The organism is Acidisoma sp. 7E03, assembly GCF_054665075.1.
The window spans coordinates 160498-173816 of the sequence record NZ_BAAFHE010000008.1; the positions used below are offsets into that span (position 1 = coordinate 160498).

General features: G+C 66.2%; 19 protein-coding genes. 4 read left to right on the forward strand and 15 right to left on the reverse strand.

Annotated elements, in window-relative coordinates:
* Position 1 precedes the first annotated feature (1 nt).
* Together ACYQ6W_RS14015 and ACYQ6W_RS14020 are read right to left on the reverse strand one after the other, a co-directional pair.
* A complete protein-coding gene (locus ACYQ6W_RS14015; protein WP_459676077.1) occupies positions 2 to 529 on the reverse strand; it encodes a hypothetical protein in 528 nt (175 codons plus the stop codon).
* The gene (locus ACYQ6W_RS14020) at positions 526 to 1302 is read right to left on the reverse strand and encodes a DNA circularization N-terminal domain-containing protein (protein WP_459676079.1); all 777 of its coding nucleotides are present in this window, start codon (positions 1300 to 1302) and stop codon (positions 526 to 528) included. The genes ACYQ6W_RS14015 and ACYQ6W_RS14020 overlap by 4 nt, the downstream gene beginning before the upstream one ends.
* Before the next feature lie 160 nt (positions 1303 to 1462).
* Here ACYQ6W_RS14020 and ACYQ6W_RS14025 point away from each other — a divergent pair, with 160 nt between their 5' ends.
* Both ACYQ6W_RS14025 and ACYQ6W_RS14030 read left to right on the forward strand, forming a co-directional pair.
* Positions 1463 to 1660: an AbrB/MazE/SpoVT family DNA-binding domain-containing protein gene (locus ACYQ6W_RS14025; RefSeq protein WP_459676082.1), complete on the forward strand. Its 198-nt coding sequence runs from the start codon at positions 1463 to 1465 to the stop codon at positions 1658 to 1660.
* Between the two features lies 1 nt (position 1661).
* A complete protein-coding gene (locus ACYQ6W_RS14030) occupies positions 1662 to 2069 on the forward strand; it encodes a PIN domain-containing protein (RefSeq protein WP_459676084.1) in 408 nt (135 codons plus the stop codon).
* A 15-nt stretch (positions 2070 to 2084) separates the two neighbouring features.
* Here ACYQ6W_RS14030 and ACYQ6W_RS14035 read toward each other — a convergent pair whose 3' ends face one another.
* The 12 genes from ACYQ6W_RS14035 to ACYQ6W_RS14090 form a co-directional block, all read right to left on the reverse strand.
* On the reverse strand, positions 2085 to 4049 hold the full coding sequence (locus ACYQ6W_RS14035) for a lytic transglycosylase domain-containing protein (RefSeq protein ID WP_459676085.1): 1965 nt from the start codon (positions 4047 to 4049) through the stop codon (positions 2085 to 2087).
* Between the two features lie 5 nt (positions 4050 to 4054).
* Positions 4055 to 5197, reverse strand: a complete 1143-nt coding sequence (locus tag ACYQ6W_RS14040; RefSeq protein ID WP_459676086.1) for a phage baseplate assembly protein — start codon at positions 5195 to 5197, stop codon at positions 4055 to 4057.
* The gene (locus ACYQ6W_RS14045; protein ID WP_459676087.1) at positions 5194 to 5328 is read right to left on the reverse strand and encodes a hypothetical protein; all 135 of its coding nucleotides are present in this window, start codon (positions 5326 to 5328) and stop codon (positions 5194 to 5196) included. Before ACYQ6W_RS14045 ends, ACYQ6W_RS14040 begins: the two co-directional genes overlap by 4 nt.
* A 14-nt stretch (positions 5329 to 5342) precedes the next feature.
* Positions 5343 to 5633 carry a phage tail assembly protein gene (locus ACYQ6W_RS14050; protein WP_459676089.1) on the reverse strand — a complete coding sequence of 97 codons (291 nt, stop codon included), beginning with the start codon at positions 5631 to 5633 and terminating at the stop codon, positions 5343 to 5345.
* A complete protein-coding gene (locus tag ACYQ6W_RS14055) occupies positions 5630 to 6031 on the reverse strand; it encodes a phage tail tube protein (protein ID WP_459676090.1) in 402 nt (133 codons plus the stop codon). Before ACYQ6W_RS14055 ends, ACYQ6W_RS14050 begins: the two co-directional genes overlap by 4 nt.
* A 78-nt stretch (positions 6032 to 6109) precedes the next feature.
* A complete protein-coding gene (locus tag ACYQ6W_RS14060) occupies positions 6110 to 7612 on the reverse strand; it encodes a phage tail sheath subtilisin-like domain-containing protein (protein WP_459676092.1) in 1503 nt (500 codons plus the stop codon).
* Positions 7613 to 7703: 91 nt separating this feature from the next.
* Positions 7704 to 7892, reverse strand: a complete 189-nt coding sequence (locus ACYQ6W_RS14065) for a DUF2635 domain-containing protein (RefSeq protein WP_459676093.1) — start codon at positions 7890 to 7892, stop codon at positions 7704 to 7706.
* 10 nt (positions 7893 to 7902) lie between these two features.
* A complete protein-coding gene (locus tag ACYQ6W_RS14070; protein ID WP_459676095.1) occupies positions 7903 to 8406 on the reverse strand; it encodes a hypothetical protein in 504 nt (167 codons plus the stop codon).
* Positions 8403 to 8747, reverse strand: a complete 345-nt coding sequence (locus ACYQ6W_RS14075; protein ID WP_459676096.1) for a head-tail joining protein — start codon at positions 8745 to 8747, stop codon at positions 8403 to 8405. The genes ACYQ6W_RS14070 and ACYQ6W_RS14075 overlap by 4 nt, the downstream gene beginning before the upstream one ends.
* Positions 8748 to 8754: 7 nt before the next feature.
* Entirely contained in the window at positions 8755 to 9027 is a 273-nt protein-coding gene (locus ACYQ6W_RS14080; RefSeq protein WP_459676098.1) for a hypothetical protein, read from the reverse strand.
* Complete coding sequence (locus ACYQ6W_RS14085; protein ID WP_459676099.1) at positions 9027 to 10103, reverse strand: major capsid protein; 1077 nt, start codon at positions 10101 to 10103, stop codon at positions 9027 to 9029. The genes ACYQ6W_RS14080 and ACYQ6W_RS14085 overlap by 1 nt, the downstream gene beginning before the upstream one ends.
* Positions 10104 to 10220: 117 nt before the next feature.
* On the reverse strand, positions 10221 to 10904 hold the full coding sequence (locus tag ACYQ6W_RS14090; RefSeq protein WP_459676100.1) for a head decoration protein: 684 nt from the start codon (positions 10902 to 10904) through the stop codon (positions 10221 to 10223).
* Between the two features lie 85 nt (positions 10905 to 10989).
* Here ACYQ6W_RS14090 and ACYQ6W_RS14095 point away from each other — a divergent pair, with 85 nt between their 5' ends.
* Both ACYQ6W_RS14095 and ACYQ6W_RS14100 read left to right on the forward strand, forming a co-directional pair.
* Entirely contained in the window at positions 10990 to 11337 is a 348-nt protein-coding gene (locus ACYQ6W_RS14095; RefSeq protein WP_459676102.1) for a helix-turn-helix domain-containing protein, read from the forward strand.
* Between the two features lie 58 nt (positions 11338 to 11395).
* The gene (locus ACYQ6W_RS14100; protein WP_459676103.1) at positions 11396 to 12577 is read left to right on the forward strand and encodes a type II toxin-antitoxin system HipA family toxin; all 1182 of its coding nucleotides are present in this window, start codon (positions 11396 to 11398) and stop codon (positions 12575 to 12577) included.
* A 29-nt stretch (positions 12578 to 12606) separates the two neighbouring features.
* On the opposite strand, the gene ACYQ6W_RS14105 is transcribed toward ACYQ6W_RS14100, so the two are convergent.
* Positions 12607 to 13317 carry a hypothetical protein gene (locus ACYQ6W_RS14105; protein ID WP_459676105.1) on the reverse strand — a complete coding sequence of 237 codons (711 nt, stop codon included), beginning with the start codon at positions 13315 to 13317 and terminating at the stop codon, positions 12607 to 12609.
* Positions 13318 to 13319: the final 2 nt, after the last annotated feature.

The following is a 13319-nucleotide window of genomic DNA, read 5'->3' on the forward strand; positions in this document are numbered from 1 at the left end:
GTCAGCTGTTCAGTGCCTCGAAGGAGACCGGCATGAAGTTCGGATCGGGCGGGTTGACGCGCGTGATGAGGTCGTCGGCGCGGGTCGCATCGGCATAGAGGCGATAGGCGACCACCAGGGCCGGCAGCGGCGCTGGGAGTGTCTCCTGCGTGACGGCGGGCAGGGCGCCGCCCTCGGTCGTGAGATAGGCGGTCACCTGCTTCCGCAGCGTCCGGAAGGCCTGCACGGTCGTGGATTGCCCGGCATCGGCAGCGGCAAGGATCTCGGCATCGAGGAGGGAGGCTACCCGCGACCGCAGCGTCATCGCGTCCTGGAAGGAAGAGGGCACGTAGGTCGAGACGGCGCGGCAGAGCGAGATCAGCGCCATGCGGCGGCAAAGGGCGGCCGTGCCGGTCGGGTCACTCGCCGGCGCAAAGGCGGCGAGTGCGGTCAGCAGGCGGATCTGAACGGCCGGGTCGTTGGAGGCGGTGCGGATGGCTTCCGCCACGGTGGCGAGGCCGGTGGCCAGATTGTCGCTTGCCGTGCTCATCCGGTCACCAGGCTGGCCAGAGATTGCGCGTCCGAAACGCCGGTGGTGATGAGCGTCCGCGCGGTCGTGACGCCGGCGAGCACGGAGCCGATCGTCGCCGTCGAGCTCAGAAGCGTGCCGCGGTTGCCATTGCCATAGCGGCCGTAATTGCCGGTGAGGCCGGCGACCGCGCTGGTCATGATGCCGGCGTCACCCGCGAGGGACAGCGCCTTGGCGCCCCAGCTGCCGACCTGGCTCGCGACCTCGCCGGACATGCCGAGGCTAGTCGTCAGCCAGGAGGCGATGCCGGTGTTCGCGCCGAGGGAGGCGAGGAGGGCACCATAATCACCGGAGACCGCGAGCTCCGCCGCATCGGCGAGGGAGCCAATCGCGGAAAGCGCATCGGTGATGGCGCTTGGAAAGATCGCCGCGGTCGCGCCCCGCACGAAGCCGAATTTCAGTTCTACGACGCGGCCCTGCTCGGTCGAAATGCGCGAGACGAAACTGGCGAGGCTGACGGTGATGGCGCCGAGGGTCGGGTGGACGAGCAGCCCTGGCCCCGGCACCGCGGCCGCGGCGTGCATCGCGTCCTCCTGGGCAAAGCAATCATCGCCGACCAGAAAGCCACGGATCGAGAAGCGCCGCGGGGCGAGGCCCATATCCTCGGGCCAGACATCGTCGCGGAAGGGATACTCGTGTTCCGCCTGGCGCCGGCCGCCTGTCCGCTCGGCGTCATAGACGCCAAAGGGCACGCCGTTCCAGCTGGCGTCTTGCAGATAATCGAGCCAGGACATGATGGAAGATCCGGAGATGAGGCGAATTGCCGCCCATTCGCCGCAGAAAATGAGGCGAATGTCTTGCGCCCGAAAGCGGCCATGGGTTTGGCGGCAGAGCTTGCGCGCAAGAGGTGTTAGATATACATTTTAAACTAATAGATATCTATCGGAGGCAGTGATGCAGGTTTCGAGATGGGGCAACAGCCTCGCTGTCCGGATACCCGCGCATGTCGTGAAGCAGCTCGGGCTGCAGGAAGGCGACAACGTGGAGGCGGTCTTCTCACGGCTCAAGAGCAAGGAGGAGGCGTTGCGATCCATGAAGGAGATTGGCAAGAACCTGCCCAAGGACTTCCGGTTCGAACGGCCGCAGGACTGAGGTGGCGGTCTTTCTCGATAGCAACATCATCCTCTACGCGATGATGGAGGAGGAGACGGGCAAGGCAAACGTGGCCGATGCCATTCTCCGAGGCGAGGATTGTCATATCTCGGTGCAGACCCTGAACGAGATCACGCATACGCTGCGGCGCAAAACCAAGCTGTCTCTCGATCAGATCGGGGAACTGATTGCCGACGTCAGAAGCATCGCCACGGTTCATGATGTCTCAGCGGCACTCTATGCACGCGGTTGGGCGATCATCCAACGGTATGGCTTGCAGACCTATGACAGCATGATTCTCGCCTGCGCGATCGAGAACGGTCTGGAGACCGTTCTGTCGGAAGACATGCAGGACGGGCTGCGGATTTTTGACATGGCGACGATCCGCAATCCCTTCGGGGCGTCGTAGTTCTCCTTGCTCCACTCAATTCACGCTCGAAGGCATGGCGGTGACGGTCTTGACCGTGGAACTGCCGCCGGTCTGGCGGGCGGTGACCGTGCTGCCGGCGGGTGCGGAGACGTGGAGCTCGATGACATGCGGATCGGCGGCCGGGGAGGCGGTGGGTGCGACGATCCGGTGCCCGCGGGCGTCGGTATCCGGCGGGGCGGCCGATGTCTGGTCAATGTCATCCATCCCGCCATTGGCGTGGATAGTCGCGATATAGCGCCGGGTTTCGGCGGGGAGGTCGCGCGGGCCCATGCCGTCTGCGATCCATGTATCGACCGCGCCTGGGCCCCAATTATAAGCGGCGGCCGCGAGGTAGCGGTTGCCGTGGTAGTGGGCGAGCAGCTGCTGTTCGTAGCGGACGCCGGCATCGACATTCTTGCGCCAGTCATAGGCGGGGTCATGGATGCCGGTGGCGACACCGAGGCCTGCGGCGGTGGCGGGCATGAGCTGGGCAGGGCCGAAGGCGCCGACGCTCGAGATGCGGTCATAACCGCCGCCTTCGGCCTGGAATTGGGCGACCGCGAAGTCCACCGGCACGCCGCGGCGGCGGGCGGCCGCTGTGACCTCCGCCTGGATATCGGCGGGCAGAGCCGCACTCTTGAGGGAGGGGGCAGCCGCGGTGATGCCGGCGATTGCTGCCCCCGCGGCCGCGCCAACAGCGGCGCCCAGAGGTCCAAGACGGCCGCCGATCAGAGCACCCGTGACCGCGTCTCCGGCGATATTTCCCACGTCCGACGAGCCGCCCGCTGCATCGACGCCGGCCTTGACGATCTCTCCACCGATCATGGCGAAGCCCGCGAGACGCAGCGCGCGGCCGAGTGCGGCGAAGGAACCCGCGCCGGATCCGGAGAGGGCGCCGATTGCGGCGGAGAGCGCTTGGAAAGGGGCAGCAATCAACCCGATCTTTGAACCAAGCAGCAGGGCCAGCGCCCCACCCGCGGCGATCTTCGTGTTGGCGAATTGCCCGAAGGCGTCGAAGAACCCTTTTCCCGCCTTCAGGATGTCGTCCCAAGGAACCTTTTTCAGCTCGTCGCCGATATCCTTCACGAAGCCCTGCACGTCGTGAACGATCTCGCCGCGGTGCTTGTCGATCCACTGGCTGAGCTCGGTCGCGCTCTTGGCAAGCGCCGGCGCGAAGGCCGATGTTACACCATTGGCGACGCCCTCGATGCTCTCGCCGACGTCGGTCAGGCTTTGTTTGAGCTGATCGAGGGCATTGGCCTGGCCACCCGTCATGGCGCCGTGCTGTTGGGCCAGTTGCAGGGAATGCTGGAGCCATTGCGGGCCACGGGCGAGCATGCCGACGACGTTCTGATCGAGGCCGAAGGCGGAACCCACCTGCTCCATCGCCAGGGCCTTGGCGTTGCCGTGCAGGTTCGAGATCCGGCCCGAGATCGCGACCAGCAGGTCGGTATCGGATTTGTATTTCTGCTGCCAGCCGGCGCCCAGCAGCTGGTTGGCGATGCCGTTGGCGGGCGAGTTCTCGACCCGCATGGCGGCGACGGCCTTCTCTAGCCCGCCGATGTTGCTGGTCATCTCCTCTGCAGAGACGCCGGCGCGCTTCGCGGCGAACTGCCAGCGCGTCAGGTGGTCGACGCTCATGTTGAGGCTGCGGGCGCTGTTGACGTTGGCCTGGCCGAAGGAGGCGAACTTCGCTTCAAGGGCGGCAAGGCCCGCGAGCGTGCCGGCACCGGTGATGATGCTCAGCGGATCGACGATCCGGCTGATGGTCTTGAAGAGGTTGAACGACCCCCGTGTAGCGCCCTCCAGGCCCTTGCCAAGCTGATCAAGGCCGTTGCGGCGGCCCATGCTCTCCAGCTGCTTCCGCGTCTTCTCGGTGGTCTGGCCGAAACCCTTGAGCTGCTGGCGCGCCCGATCGAGCATCGCCTGAACGCCGCGGTCCCTGCCCGTGATCTCGAGGTTGATCCTGGGATCGGCCATGGCGGTCAGGTTCCGGGTGTCGTGGGACTCGTCTGCGCGCCGGTGGTGGTGCCACTGGCTTCCTGGAATGCCGCGCTATAGGCGAAGGGCACGGAGGGCATGGGCGCCATGGCGCCAGGCGGCATGAGAGTGAGCTCCGCCCGGGTGCCCTGCTCGTCGCGGAGGTAGCGCACGCTGGTGAGCAGCAGCAGGGTGTCAGCGAATTTGAGGCTCGGCAGGTTCACCGGCACGAGCCAGTTGGGCGTCCAGAGGCTGCCCTCGCTGTCGCGCCAGGAATCAACCGTCACGTGCACTGCCTGCGAGCGCCCCCAGCGGCGCGCCATCTCCCATTGGATGCGCCGCGGGACGACCTGGGCCATGCCGGCCCCTTGCTCCGAGACGATCAGCAGCGGGCGGTAGCGGGGCTGGCCGTCGGCCCGAGCCGGCCAGTTGCCATCCCGCGCCTCGACCTTGAAGGCCTGGGCGATCATCGTGGCGCCGGTGCCATCCTCGAGGATGGCCGTGTCCTGCCAGACCGCGGCGATTTCCGTGAAGCATTCGGAGATGTTGATCGTGCCGCGCGCCGCCTGGACGTTGACGCCCTCGGTGACGCCGCTGGCATGGGCCTTGCTGCCGACATTGGCGATCACCAGGTTGCCGTCGGGGTCGTCGTAGAGGAGCTTGGCGCTCCAGCGGGCGACCTCTTCCAGCAGTTCGAAGCCGGTTTCGGTGACGATGATCGCGACCGAAGGTTGGGCCGCGCTGTCCCCGTCCGGCGCAGAAGCCGAGATCCCGAAGGGCGCGCAGATGGCCTGGGCGATGGAGAGCAACGTCAGGTTGTTGAACTGCCATTGCTTCGTGAAGCCCGAGCAGTCGACGAGGTCTGCAAGCTTCGATCGGCCGGTGACGGCGATCTCATGCTGCTGTGGCGCGATGACCCTGTCCGTCACCTCGACATAGCCGGTGATGACGGTGTCGCCGCCGATGCGGATCTGCGCCGGGGAGCCCGTCTTGATCGCGACTGTCGTGTCGCCGACCTCGCCCGGATAGCGCTCGGTGCCCTGCATGGAGAAGCTCGCCGGCACGGTCTCGATGCCGCGCATGATCTCGATGCTTTGCCAGCCGCCCCAGGCGACGCCGCCGGTCACGATCGTCACGTCATCGGTCATTGGCGTCTCACACGCGGGCGGCTCGCTGCCGCCTGCTCCTGCATGAGGTTCCAGCGGGAGACCCAGACCTCGATCATGTCGAGTTCGAGGGCATCCACGTCAGCGGGCGACCAGCCGAGCCGCACCGCCATGTCGATCGCCCGGCTCAGATAGGCTCCGGGGCATAGGTCAAAAAACCGGCGACGAAGTCCCAGGCTTCGTTGAAGGCGTCGATCTCGAGCTGCTCCACGGTCGGGTCCAGGAGGCCCGTGCATTTGGCGATCATGGCGATCTGGAACTTGGTTGCGGCCTCACCCTGAGTGCCCTGACGGAGATGGGCTTCCGCCTGGCGCTTGGCGCCGATGGTGGGCGCGCTCAGGATCAAGGCATCGATCTTGCGGCTACCCTCCACGAGCGGGGAGGCAAGTTCGATCGTCTTGGTGCGTTCGGTGATCATTTGCTGGGTACCTCATCAACACTCTTGCCCTCGAAGCGGACATTGAAGGTGGCCTCGCCGACATCGACCTCGCTCGGCTCGCCGGCGAACCACATGGCGGTGCCCGTGACGGTCTTGCCGGCGGCGGTGACGAGCACGACGGTCGCGGCCGTCTTGGCGCAGATGGCCTCGACGCTGAGCGCGCCGCTGTCGCGGATCTGGGCGGCGATGAACCCGGCGCGCGGCTTGGCTGAGAAACCGTGGATGCCGTTGAGGCCGCCCAGCGTCTCCTTGATGAGTTTCGAGGGGGAATAGGTAAGGCTGCCGACGACGTCGAAGACTTCGCCGTCGATGGAAAGGGTCGCGAGGCCGGCCAACTGGCCGGCGGTCCCGATGTAGCTGCTATAGGCGCCGCTCATGCGGAGATGCTCCGTCTAAGGGAAAGCCGCGCCGTCACGGCGCTGCGGGGGAAGGGCGGCGGTGGGCCGCCGCGGGCGTCAGGACTTCTTGAAGTCGATCTTCATGGCCAGCACGCGCAGCTGGTTGCCGAGATCGAGCGGCAGCTGCAGGGCGACGATGCCATTGCCCATATTCACGGCCGAGGCCGCCGCCTTGAAGGCGTCGTAGTTCTGGCAATAGCCGGCATCGCAATAGGTTTTGTAGCGGGAGATGAAGTCGGCGAGGATCACCTGGGCGGTGGTCATCGCCGAGCCGCCGCTGATCGGCGTGCCGTCAGCCACCAGGATCTTGCGCGCATAGGTCGTCGCGGCCCAGGACCGGATATCCCGGATCAGATAGGTGAGCGTGTCCATGGTCTCGACGTCGCGGTAGCTGCTGTCGGGCGCGCCGGCGGGGTTGAGCGTATAGGTGGTGACCATGCGCTCCAGGACGCTGCCGCCGGCGTCGTTCACCTTGATCGTGCTGACGCCGTCGGTGAGTGCGACGTTCCGGTCCGAGATATCGAAGCGATACTGGAGCGGCGGCGCCGGCATGTTGAGGTCGATGTTCTGGACCGGCAGGACGGGATTGGCGCGCGCACTCACCGCCCAGGCGCCGCCCGCGTCGGCCGCGCAGCGATACATCGGCCAGGGTGACTTGTAGCCGCCGAAGACGCTGAGATGCTGGTTGTTGAGCGCGGCGACGAACGCCGCCTGCTGCGACAGCGAGCCGTTGTGGAAGGCGACACCGTGGCCGAAGAGTTCCTGGATCCAGCTCCAGCGGCCGCTCTGATCGTTCAGCAGGCTCGCGATCAGCGCCAGGTTGGTCGGGTCGTTCAGCCCGGTGATGATGAAGTCGTACGCCTGGCTGCCGAGATTGGCGAGGCCGGCGGCGATGGAAGGATTAGCGACGCCGCCACCGCCCGCGATGCCACCGCCGACATTGGGCGCGCTGAACGCGACGGTGACGCCCGCCGGCAGCGCCTGGCCGCCGGCCGTGCCGAGATAGTTCATCTGCAGGTCGATGTCCGAACCCGAGATGGTGCGGTCGGCCGGCGTGATGGTGATGACGCCGGCGGCCGCCGTGAGCGTCGCCGGCAGGCCGGAGACGAGGGCCGCGGCCGCCACCAGATTGCTCGCGATGACGGACGCGGTGTCACCCGCGGAGACCGCGGACTGGATGAGCTGGCCGGCCATGTAGAAATAGAGGTTGCCGGAGCTCGTCGCAGGCCCGGTCAGCGTCATCGTCGCGGTCGTCGCCGAGCCGGTGCTGGGAATGGCGATCGGCAGCACCCAGAGTTCACCGAACGGATCCTGCTGGCGATAATCGGCGACCATCATGGCTGCCATGGAGCCGGTGCCGAACATCGTCTCGGCATCCGAGGCGCCGGAGGTCAGCACCGGGACATTGGGCGTCGCCGTGCCGCTCCCCAGCATCGTGCCGATGATGAGGGTACGGTAGACCTGCCCGGTCGTATTGGCGCCTGAGGGATCGATCTCGGCGGCGACGGTCGGCACGAGCAGGCTCTGGATGGGGATGGTCGAGAAGGTGATCGTCGCCACGGGTGCGGCTCCATCTGATGGGATGCGGCGCCGTCACGGCGCGGCCAGGGCGGCCCAGTGGGCCGATGAGAAGCGGGCTACGCCCGGGCGGTCAGCCCTCTGCGACCGCCGAGGATGCCGGGATAGCGGCGGGAGACGGCGGATCCGTCGTCACGTCTCCATCGCGGAGGCGGCGAAGCCAGTAGAAGTCGTGGTCCGGCACCTCGCGGCCGGTTTCGGGCAGCAGCGCCTTGGTATGCGGGTCGCGCACGCGGCGCCCGGGGGCGGGATAGACCATCATGGCGATGTTCCTATTGGGGCAGGTCGACGCTGAAGCTGCCGACGCCGCCCTGATTGGCTTGGATCTTCTGGAGAGGCGCGCCGGGGCCCGGCTGGTATTTCTCGGGGTATTCGATGCTGAAGGTCACGAGGCCCTGGGCGACATGGCGGTCGCCATCCGAGTTCAGCGTGATTGACATATCGACGTTCGGCGCGAGCTGGGTGATGTCGCGCACGGCCGGCGCGCAGATCACCAGCCCCATGATGTCGGAGACCAGGTCATCCATCATCGCGATGGCGGTCTCGGGGCCGCCGCGGGCGAGCTGGGCGAGCACGTCGATGCTGGCCGTCGTCGTGTAGAAGAGCGCGCCGCTTCGCACGCGTTCCTTGCGCTCGCGGAGCGCCAGCACGTGGATGATCGGCAGCTCATCCGCTTCAGTCGGCCAGTCGCGCGACGCGAAAACCCGGTCCTCGGCGATCGTCTGACCGAGGAGGGCCGCGATGATGGCGGCGCGGAGTTCCGTGCGGATCGTCATGGTTCGAGCGCTGCCCGGTTGAGGATGAGGAGGGCCCAGCCGTGGCTGTCCGGCTGGACCTCCTTCACCGCATAGGTCTTGCCGCGGATGAAGAGCTGATCGCCCTGCCGCGGGCGGTCGCCGGGAATGGCGGAGAGCTGTACGCCGAGCATGGGGCCCGCGGTGGTGACATGGAGACCATCCAAGCCGAGATCCCCGCCCATCGCTGACAGGGGCAGATAGGCCTCGTCGAAAACGCCGCTGATCGCGACCTGGCTCAGGTCGCGCGCGCGGGTCATCATCACCGGCTCTTCGAAGACGCTGGAGACCGGCCCGATGATCAGCCTGTCGATGTCGAGCACGGGCGCCTCAGCGCGCCCGCACGACGTCAGAGCGGCTGCGGTGATACTCCGGCCCCTGGCTCGCCGCCGGTAGCGGGTTTTCCGGGTCGAGCAGGAAGCCGAGCACGCGGAGCTGCGCGATCTCGTCGGGCGGCAGTTCCACCGTGGTGCCGGGCGTGTGCCGCGTGCGGCCGACCATGACGGTACGGCCCGGCGCCACGATGCCGCTTTCCATCGCGGGGGCGACGGGGACCGCGGGCTCTTTGGCGCCGGCGGCCGGATTGTCCCTGGTGCCGCTCATCAGTTGAGCACCGCCGGGCAGACGGTCGCCGCGAAGCACGCGTTGACGCGGCTCGGGATGACCAGCGGCGCCGACTGCATGAGCAGGTAGCGCTGCGCGGGATCTTCCTCAACCCAGGTCTTCGGCGCGAAGGGCATAGCCTTGTAGTTGAACTTGGGGTCGATGATCTGGCCGAAGGCGCGGACGCCCATCATGTCCGGGCCGCAAAGGATGACCGTCCCATCGGGCAGCATCGGGTGCTCGACGTCGTTCTGGTCGACGAACCACTCATTGTAGAGCCAGAGGCGATACTGGCCCCAGCGGCCCTTGAAGACGCCGCCGCGCTCGATCTGCGCGCCCGGGTTGATGACGTTGCCGACGTCGGCGAGCTTCGGATACTGCACCGCGCCCTTGACCTTCGGATCGAGCAGGAAGGCATCCCAGGCGGTGGTGGTGAAGACGATGTCGGTCATCACCGCACCGCTCTTCTTCAGCACCAGGTTCTGCCACTGATCGACGTTGGAGGCCGGCGAAGCGGTGCCCGGCGCGTCGTTGGACGTCAGGATGTTCGCAGCCGTCCACTGTGCCGTTCCGGTCAGCGCGGTCGTCAGCGACGGATCGCGGCCGAAGTCGATCAGCGCCACGGGGAAGCCTTCGCCCTCGAGGGTGACCGTGCCGGTGCGGAGCACCTGGGCGGCCATCCATTCCTGGCGACGGGTGAGGATGTCGACCTGGTCTTCCATTTCGGCGACGAGATTCGCCATCTCGCGCTCGAGGCCGGTCAGTGCGCCGCCGATGCGCTCGCCGATCATGCGGCGTACGGGCTTGAGGAGATCCGGTGCGCGCTTGTCCTTGATATAGGGCGGCTTGAAGGTGTTCGTCTGCATGCGGCGCTGCTCGACGATCTTGCCCTCGACAAGCGGGGAGACGAAGGGCGCCATACGGCGCTTGCCGACATCGACGTCGATCGAGACGAATTCGCTGTCGGCGACCTGGATGCCGGGGAAGAAGCTGTCGAGAAGGAAGGAGGTGGCGCGCTTGAGGTTGGGAACGACCTCGATCAGCGTGTTGGTGTCATAGACCAGATTGCCGGCCATGGGGAAAAGGCTCCATCAAAGGGATGCGGCGCGTCACGGCGCTGCGGCGGCCTTGCCCAAGGGCCGATTGGGCGAGGAAAGACCCCGCGAGGGCGCGGGGCCTCTCGAAGATCCGGATCAGCTCGGATCGGCGGCCGAGACCGTGAATTTCACGAAGATGCTGAGGGGCCGCAGCGCGGCCTGTAGCGCCGGCAGGGTCCAGGAGCTGTCGTAGGAGATCGCCCGGGCGTTGAACTCGCCCATGAGATAGGCGTCTACGGTCACCGGCCCGTTCGTGGTGTCGACGGTCGTCGCGAGAACGGCGCTGGGGGTCTGGCTGCCGTCGCTCGCGGTCTTCACCGAAACGACGTAGTCGCCGGTGCTCTGCGGCACGAAGAGGGTGAAGCTATCGCCCGCCACGAACGGCGTGCTGCCGGCCGTGATGGTGAAGAGCACCTCGTTGCCGGTCGAGAAGGCCGTGCCGGCCGTCGCGTTGCCCAGCACCGTCCCCTCGGGGTCGGTCACGGAGAAGACGGTCGCGGCCGTCGCGGTGAGCGTATAGGTGCCGAATTTCACGGCAGTGCCGACGCCCGTGCTGCCGACGGTGCCATTGCCGGTATTCGTGCCGGCGGTGACCTCGACGCTCTGCGTGGTGCGCTGGCCCAGCACGGTGCCGCGCGGCAGCACGCCGCCGCCCGAGACGACGATCGGCGAGGTCACCAGCTTGAGGTTGCCGGCGATGAGCTGGTCGGGGATGTAGCTGTAGGCGGTGGCGCTGGGGACCTGCGGATTGTCCCCGATCGGCGTGACGGTGAGCGTCATGGTCGGTTCTCCATTTGGGATGCTAGGCCGAGAGCCTGAGGTGAACTCTTGCTTGGTCGCGTTCTGTTGGATAAAACCATCATAAATGCCGTTTGTGATGGATTTAACCGATATGGCCAGGCGTCGGCACTTTCTGTCGGGTGCGGAAGAGGAAGAGCTGAAGCTCATTGGCAGCCGGATCAGGCTCGCTCGTATCCGGCGCAGCCTGACCCAAGCGGACATCGCAAGCAGGACCGGCCTGAACCGCTCGACTATCGTCGATCTTGAAGCCGGCAAACCCGGCGTTGCGATCAGTTCGGTCGTGGCGGTGCTCGCAGCCCTGGGTCTCGAGGGTAGGCTTTCCGAAGCTCTGGAAAAGGATGAACTGGGCGAGGAGCTGGAGATGAGCGCGCGGCGCCGGGCAGGAGGATCTCGCGATGTGGCGGATTTCTAGAGAAGGTCGCCTCGATCGGCTCGTTGTCTATGCCCAGCTCCCTGATGGGCCGGCGCCCATGGGCCTGCTGTCCTTCGAGGGAAGTGGAAGAAAACGCAGGTCGCGGTTCGTCTATGCCAGATCCTGGTTGGCGCAGCCACAGCGCTTCGCGATCGATCCCAGCATCCTTAAGCTCAAAAGCGCCGGGTATGACGGCCTGCCCTACGAGGTGCCCTTACCTTTCTACGATGCGGCGCCGGACGGTTGGGGCAAATCGATCATCGAAGCGGCCTTTCCGGGGCAGGTGTTCGGCATGGGCGAATTTCTCGCGGCGGTGGGTGAGGAGCGGACCGGAGAACTGTCTTTTGGCCCGACACCCGACAGCGGACCGATGCGCTGGCTACCGGACGAGGAGCCGCTTCTCACTTTGCCTTCAGATCAGGATACGCTTCAGGAGCTGTTTGAAGCGGCGGAGGCCGTTGAGGCGGGGCAGGCCCACATGCACCACCTGCAGCGTCTCTTTCGACATAGCGCTGATCAGGGAGGCGCCAGGCCCAAAGCGACCCTGCTGCATGAGGGGCGCTTGCATATGGTCAAGTTCCCAGCTGCCGGCGATCGGTTTGACGACCCCAAGGTGGAGGCGACGTGCTTATCACTGGCGGCGGCCGCCGGTATCGAGACACCACCGCATTTCACCCAGAGGGTCGGTGGCCGGACGGTTCTGCTCGTCCGCAGATTTGACCGTGGTGCGAATGGCGCCCGGCTGGGCTATACGAGCGCCGGGACCATGCTTTCCGCCGATCCGACTCAATTCTATGCGAACTTCACCTACGCGGATCTCGCGCGCCGCGCGCAGCTAAGTGGAGTTCAACCCTGCGGCCGCGAGCTTTTCCGGCGTCTGCTGTTCAATTGCTTCATCCACAATACCGACGATCATCTACGCAATCACGGCTTTATCCGAGAGGATGGTTTTTGGCGCCTGTCGCCAATCTTTGATCTCTCGGTTCATCAGCCTCAGCGTCTGGTTCTCGCGCCGACCAAGGGTGTTTCACCCGAAGCGAATCCGACGATTGCTTTCCAAGCTCATTCCGATTTCGGTATAAATCGCAAGGAGGCTGAAAAAATCTACGCAGAAATCGTGTCTTCCATGGGCCGAGTTTCGGAATTCATGGATAAGCATGAAGTCACTGTGCGCGATCGGGAGGTTTTAGCGCAGATGTGGACGCATGCATTGAACCCGCCGCCGCTTCCTCTGCCGTAAAGCGGCGGTGTCTCGTCGCGCGGCTTCGCTTACGCACCCGCACCTTGAGCCTTCTTGCTGGCGGCGATCATCGCGGCGGCCAGGCCCTTCGGACCGGTCGGCGCGGTGCCCGCACCCTGTCCCGGATTGGGCACGCTTTCGGCCTGCATGCGGTCGGCCAGCGTGCTGCGGGCGCTGCGGGCGCCTGCCTTCTCGCCACCCACCAGCGTCTTCATCGTGCCGATGGCCTCGGCCGCGGACATGGTGGTGTTGAAGGCGAGGTGCGCCGCGAGATCCGGGCGGCCAGCGGCGTGGCGGGAGCCGAAGATCGCGGCGCAGCGGCGACGCTCGCGCATCGCGCCGGCACGGGCAGACGGGCCGTCTTCCTTTTCGTCGTCTTCCCCGTCGCCATCCTTGTCATCGGCGCGAGCTTTCTTGGCCTTCTTGCCAGCCGGCTTCTTGTCGTCTTCGCCGTCGCCGTCGTCATTCTCGCCGTCATCGGCGTCGGCGCCATCCTCGTCGCCGTCGCCATCGGCACCGTCGTCTTCGCCGTCGTCATTGCCCTGATCATCGGCGCGGGCCTTCTTGGCCTTCTTGCCAGCCGGCTTCTTGCCGTCCTCGTCCTCGCCGTCCTCGGCGTCCGGACCCTTGTCCTTGTCGTCGTCATCCTCGGCGCGCGCGGAGGCGCCCGGGTTGAGCGGCAGCAGATGGGCGAAGGACATGGCTTCGGCGGGCGTCGCCCGCTTCTTGGTCTTGGTCATGA

What these genes read in the sequence shown, in the direction of transcription:
- ACYQ6W_RS14055 (WP_459676090.1), bottom strand. Translation starts at nt 6,031, where the DNA reads ATGAGCGGCGCCTATAGCAGCTACATCGGGACCGCCGGCCAGTTGGCC.
- ACYQ6W_RS14050 (WP_459676089.1), bottom strand. Translation starts at nt 5,633, where the DNA reads ATGATCACCGAACGCACCAAGACGATCGAACTTGCCTCCCCGCTCGTG.
- ACYQ6W_RS14065 (WP_459676093.1), bottom strand. Translation starts at nt 7,892, where the DNA reads ATGATGGTCTATCCCGCCCCCGGGCGCCGCGTGCGCGACCCGCATACC.
- ACYQ6W_RS14105 (WP_459676105.1), bottom strand. Translation starts at nt 13,317, where the DNA reads ATGACCAAGACCAAGAAGCGGGCGACGCCCGCCGAAGCCATGTCCTTC.
- ACYQ6W_RS14035 (WP_459676085.1), bottom strand. Translation starts at nt 4,049, where the DNA reads ATGGCCGATCCCAGGATCAACCTCGAGATCACGGGCAGGGACCGCGGC.
- ACYQ6W_RS14095 (WP_459676102.1), top strand. Translation starts at nt 10,990, where the DNA reads ATGCCGTTTGTGATGGATTTAACCGATATGGCCAGGCGTCGGCACTTT.
- ACYQ6W_RS14085 (WP_459676099.1), bottom strand. Translation starts at nt 10,103, where the DNA reads ATGGCCGGCAATCTGGTCTATGACACCAACACGCTGATCGAGGTCGTT.
- ACYQ6W_RS14090 (WP_459676100.1), bottom strand. Translation starts at nt 10,904, where the DNA reads ATGACGCTCACCGTCACGCCGATCGGGGACAATCCGCAGGTCCCCAGC.
- ACYQ6W_RS14040 (WP_459676086.1), bottom strand. Translation starts at nt 5,197, where the DNA reads ATGACCGATGACGTGACGATCGTGACCGGCGGCGTCGCCTGGGGCGGC.
- ACYQ6W_RS14025 (WP_459676082.1), top strand. Translation starts at nt 1,463, where the DNA reads ATGCAGGTTTCGAGATGGGGCAACAGCCTCGCTGTCCGGATACCCGCG.
- ACYQ6W_RS14070 (WP_459676095.1), bottom strand. Translation starts at nt 8,406, where the DNA reads ATGACGATCCGCACGGAACTCCGCGCCGCCATCATCGCGGCCCTCCTC.
- ACYQ6W_RS14045 (WP_459676087.1), bottom strand. Translation starts at nt 5,328, where the DNA reads ATGGCGGTGCGGCTCGGCTGGTCGCCCGCTGACGTGGATGCCCTCGAA.
- ACYQ6W_RS14080 (WP_459676098.1), bottom strand. Translation starts at nt 9,027, where the DNA reads ATGAGCGGCACCAGGGACAATCCGGCCGCCGGCGCCAAAGAGCCCGCG.
- ACYQ6W_RS14100 (WP_459676103.1), top strand. Translation starts at nt 11,396, where the DNA reads ATGGGCCTGCTGTCCTTCGAGGGAAGTGGAAGAAAACGCAGGTCGCGG.
- ACYQ6W_RS14015 (WP_459676077.1), bottom strand. Translation starts at nt 529, where the DNA reads ATGAGCACGGCAAGCGACAATCTGGCCACCGGCCTCGCCACCGTGGCG.
- ACYQ6W_RS14020 (WP_459676079.1), bottom strand. Translation starts at nt 1,302, where the DNA reads ATGTCCTGGCTCGATTATCTGCAAGACGCCAGCTGGAACGGCGTGCCC.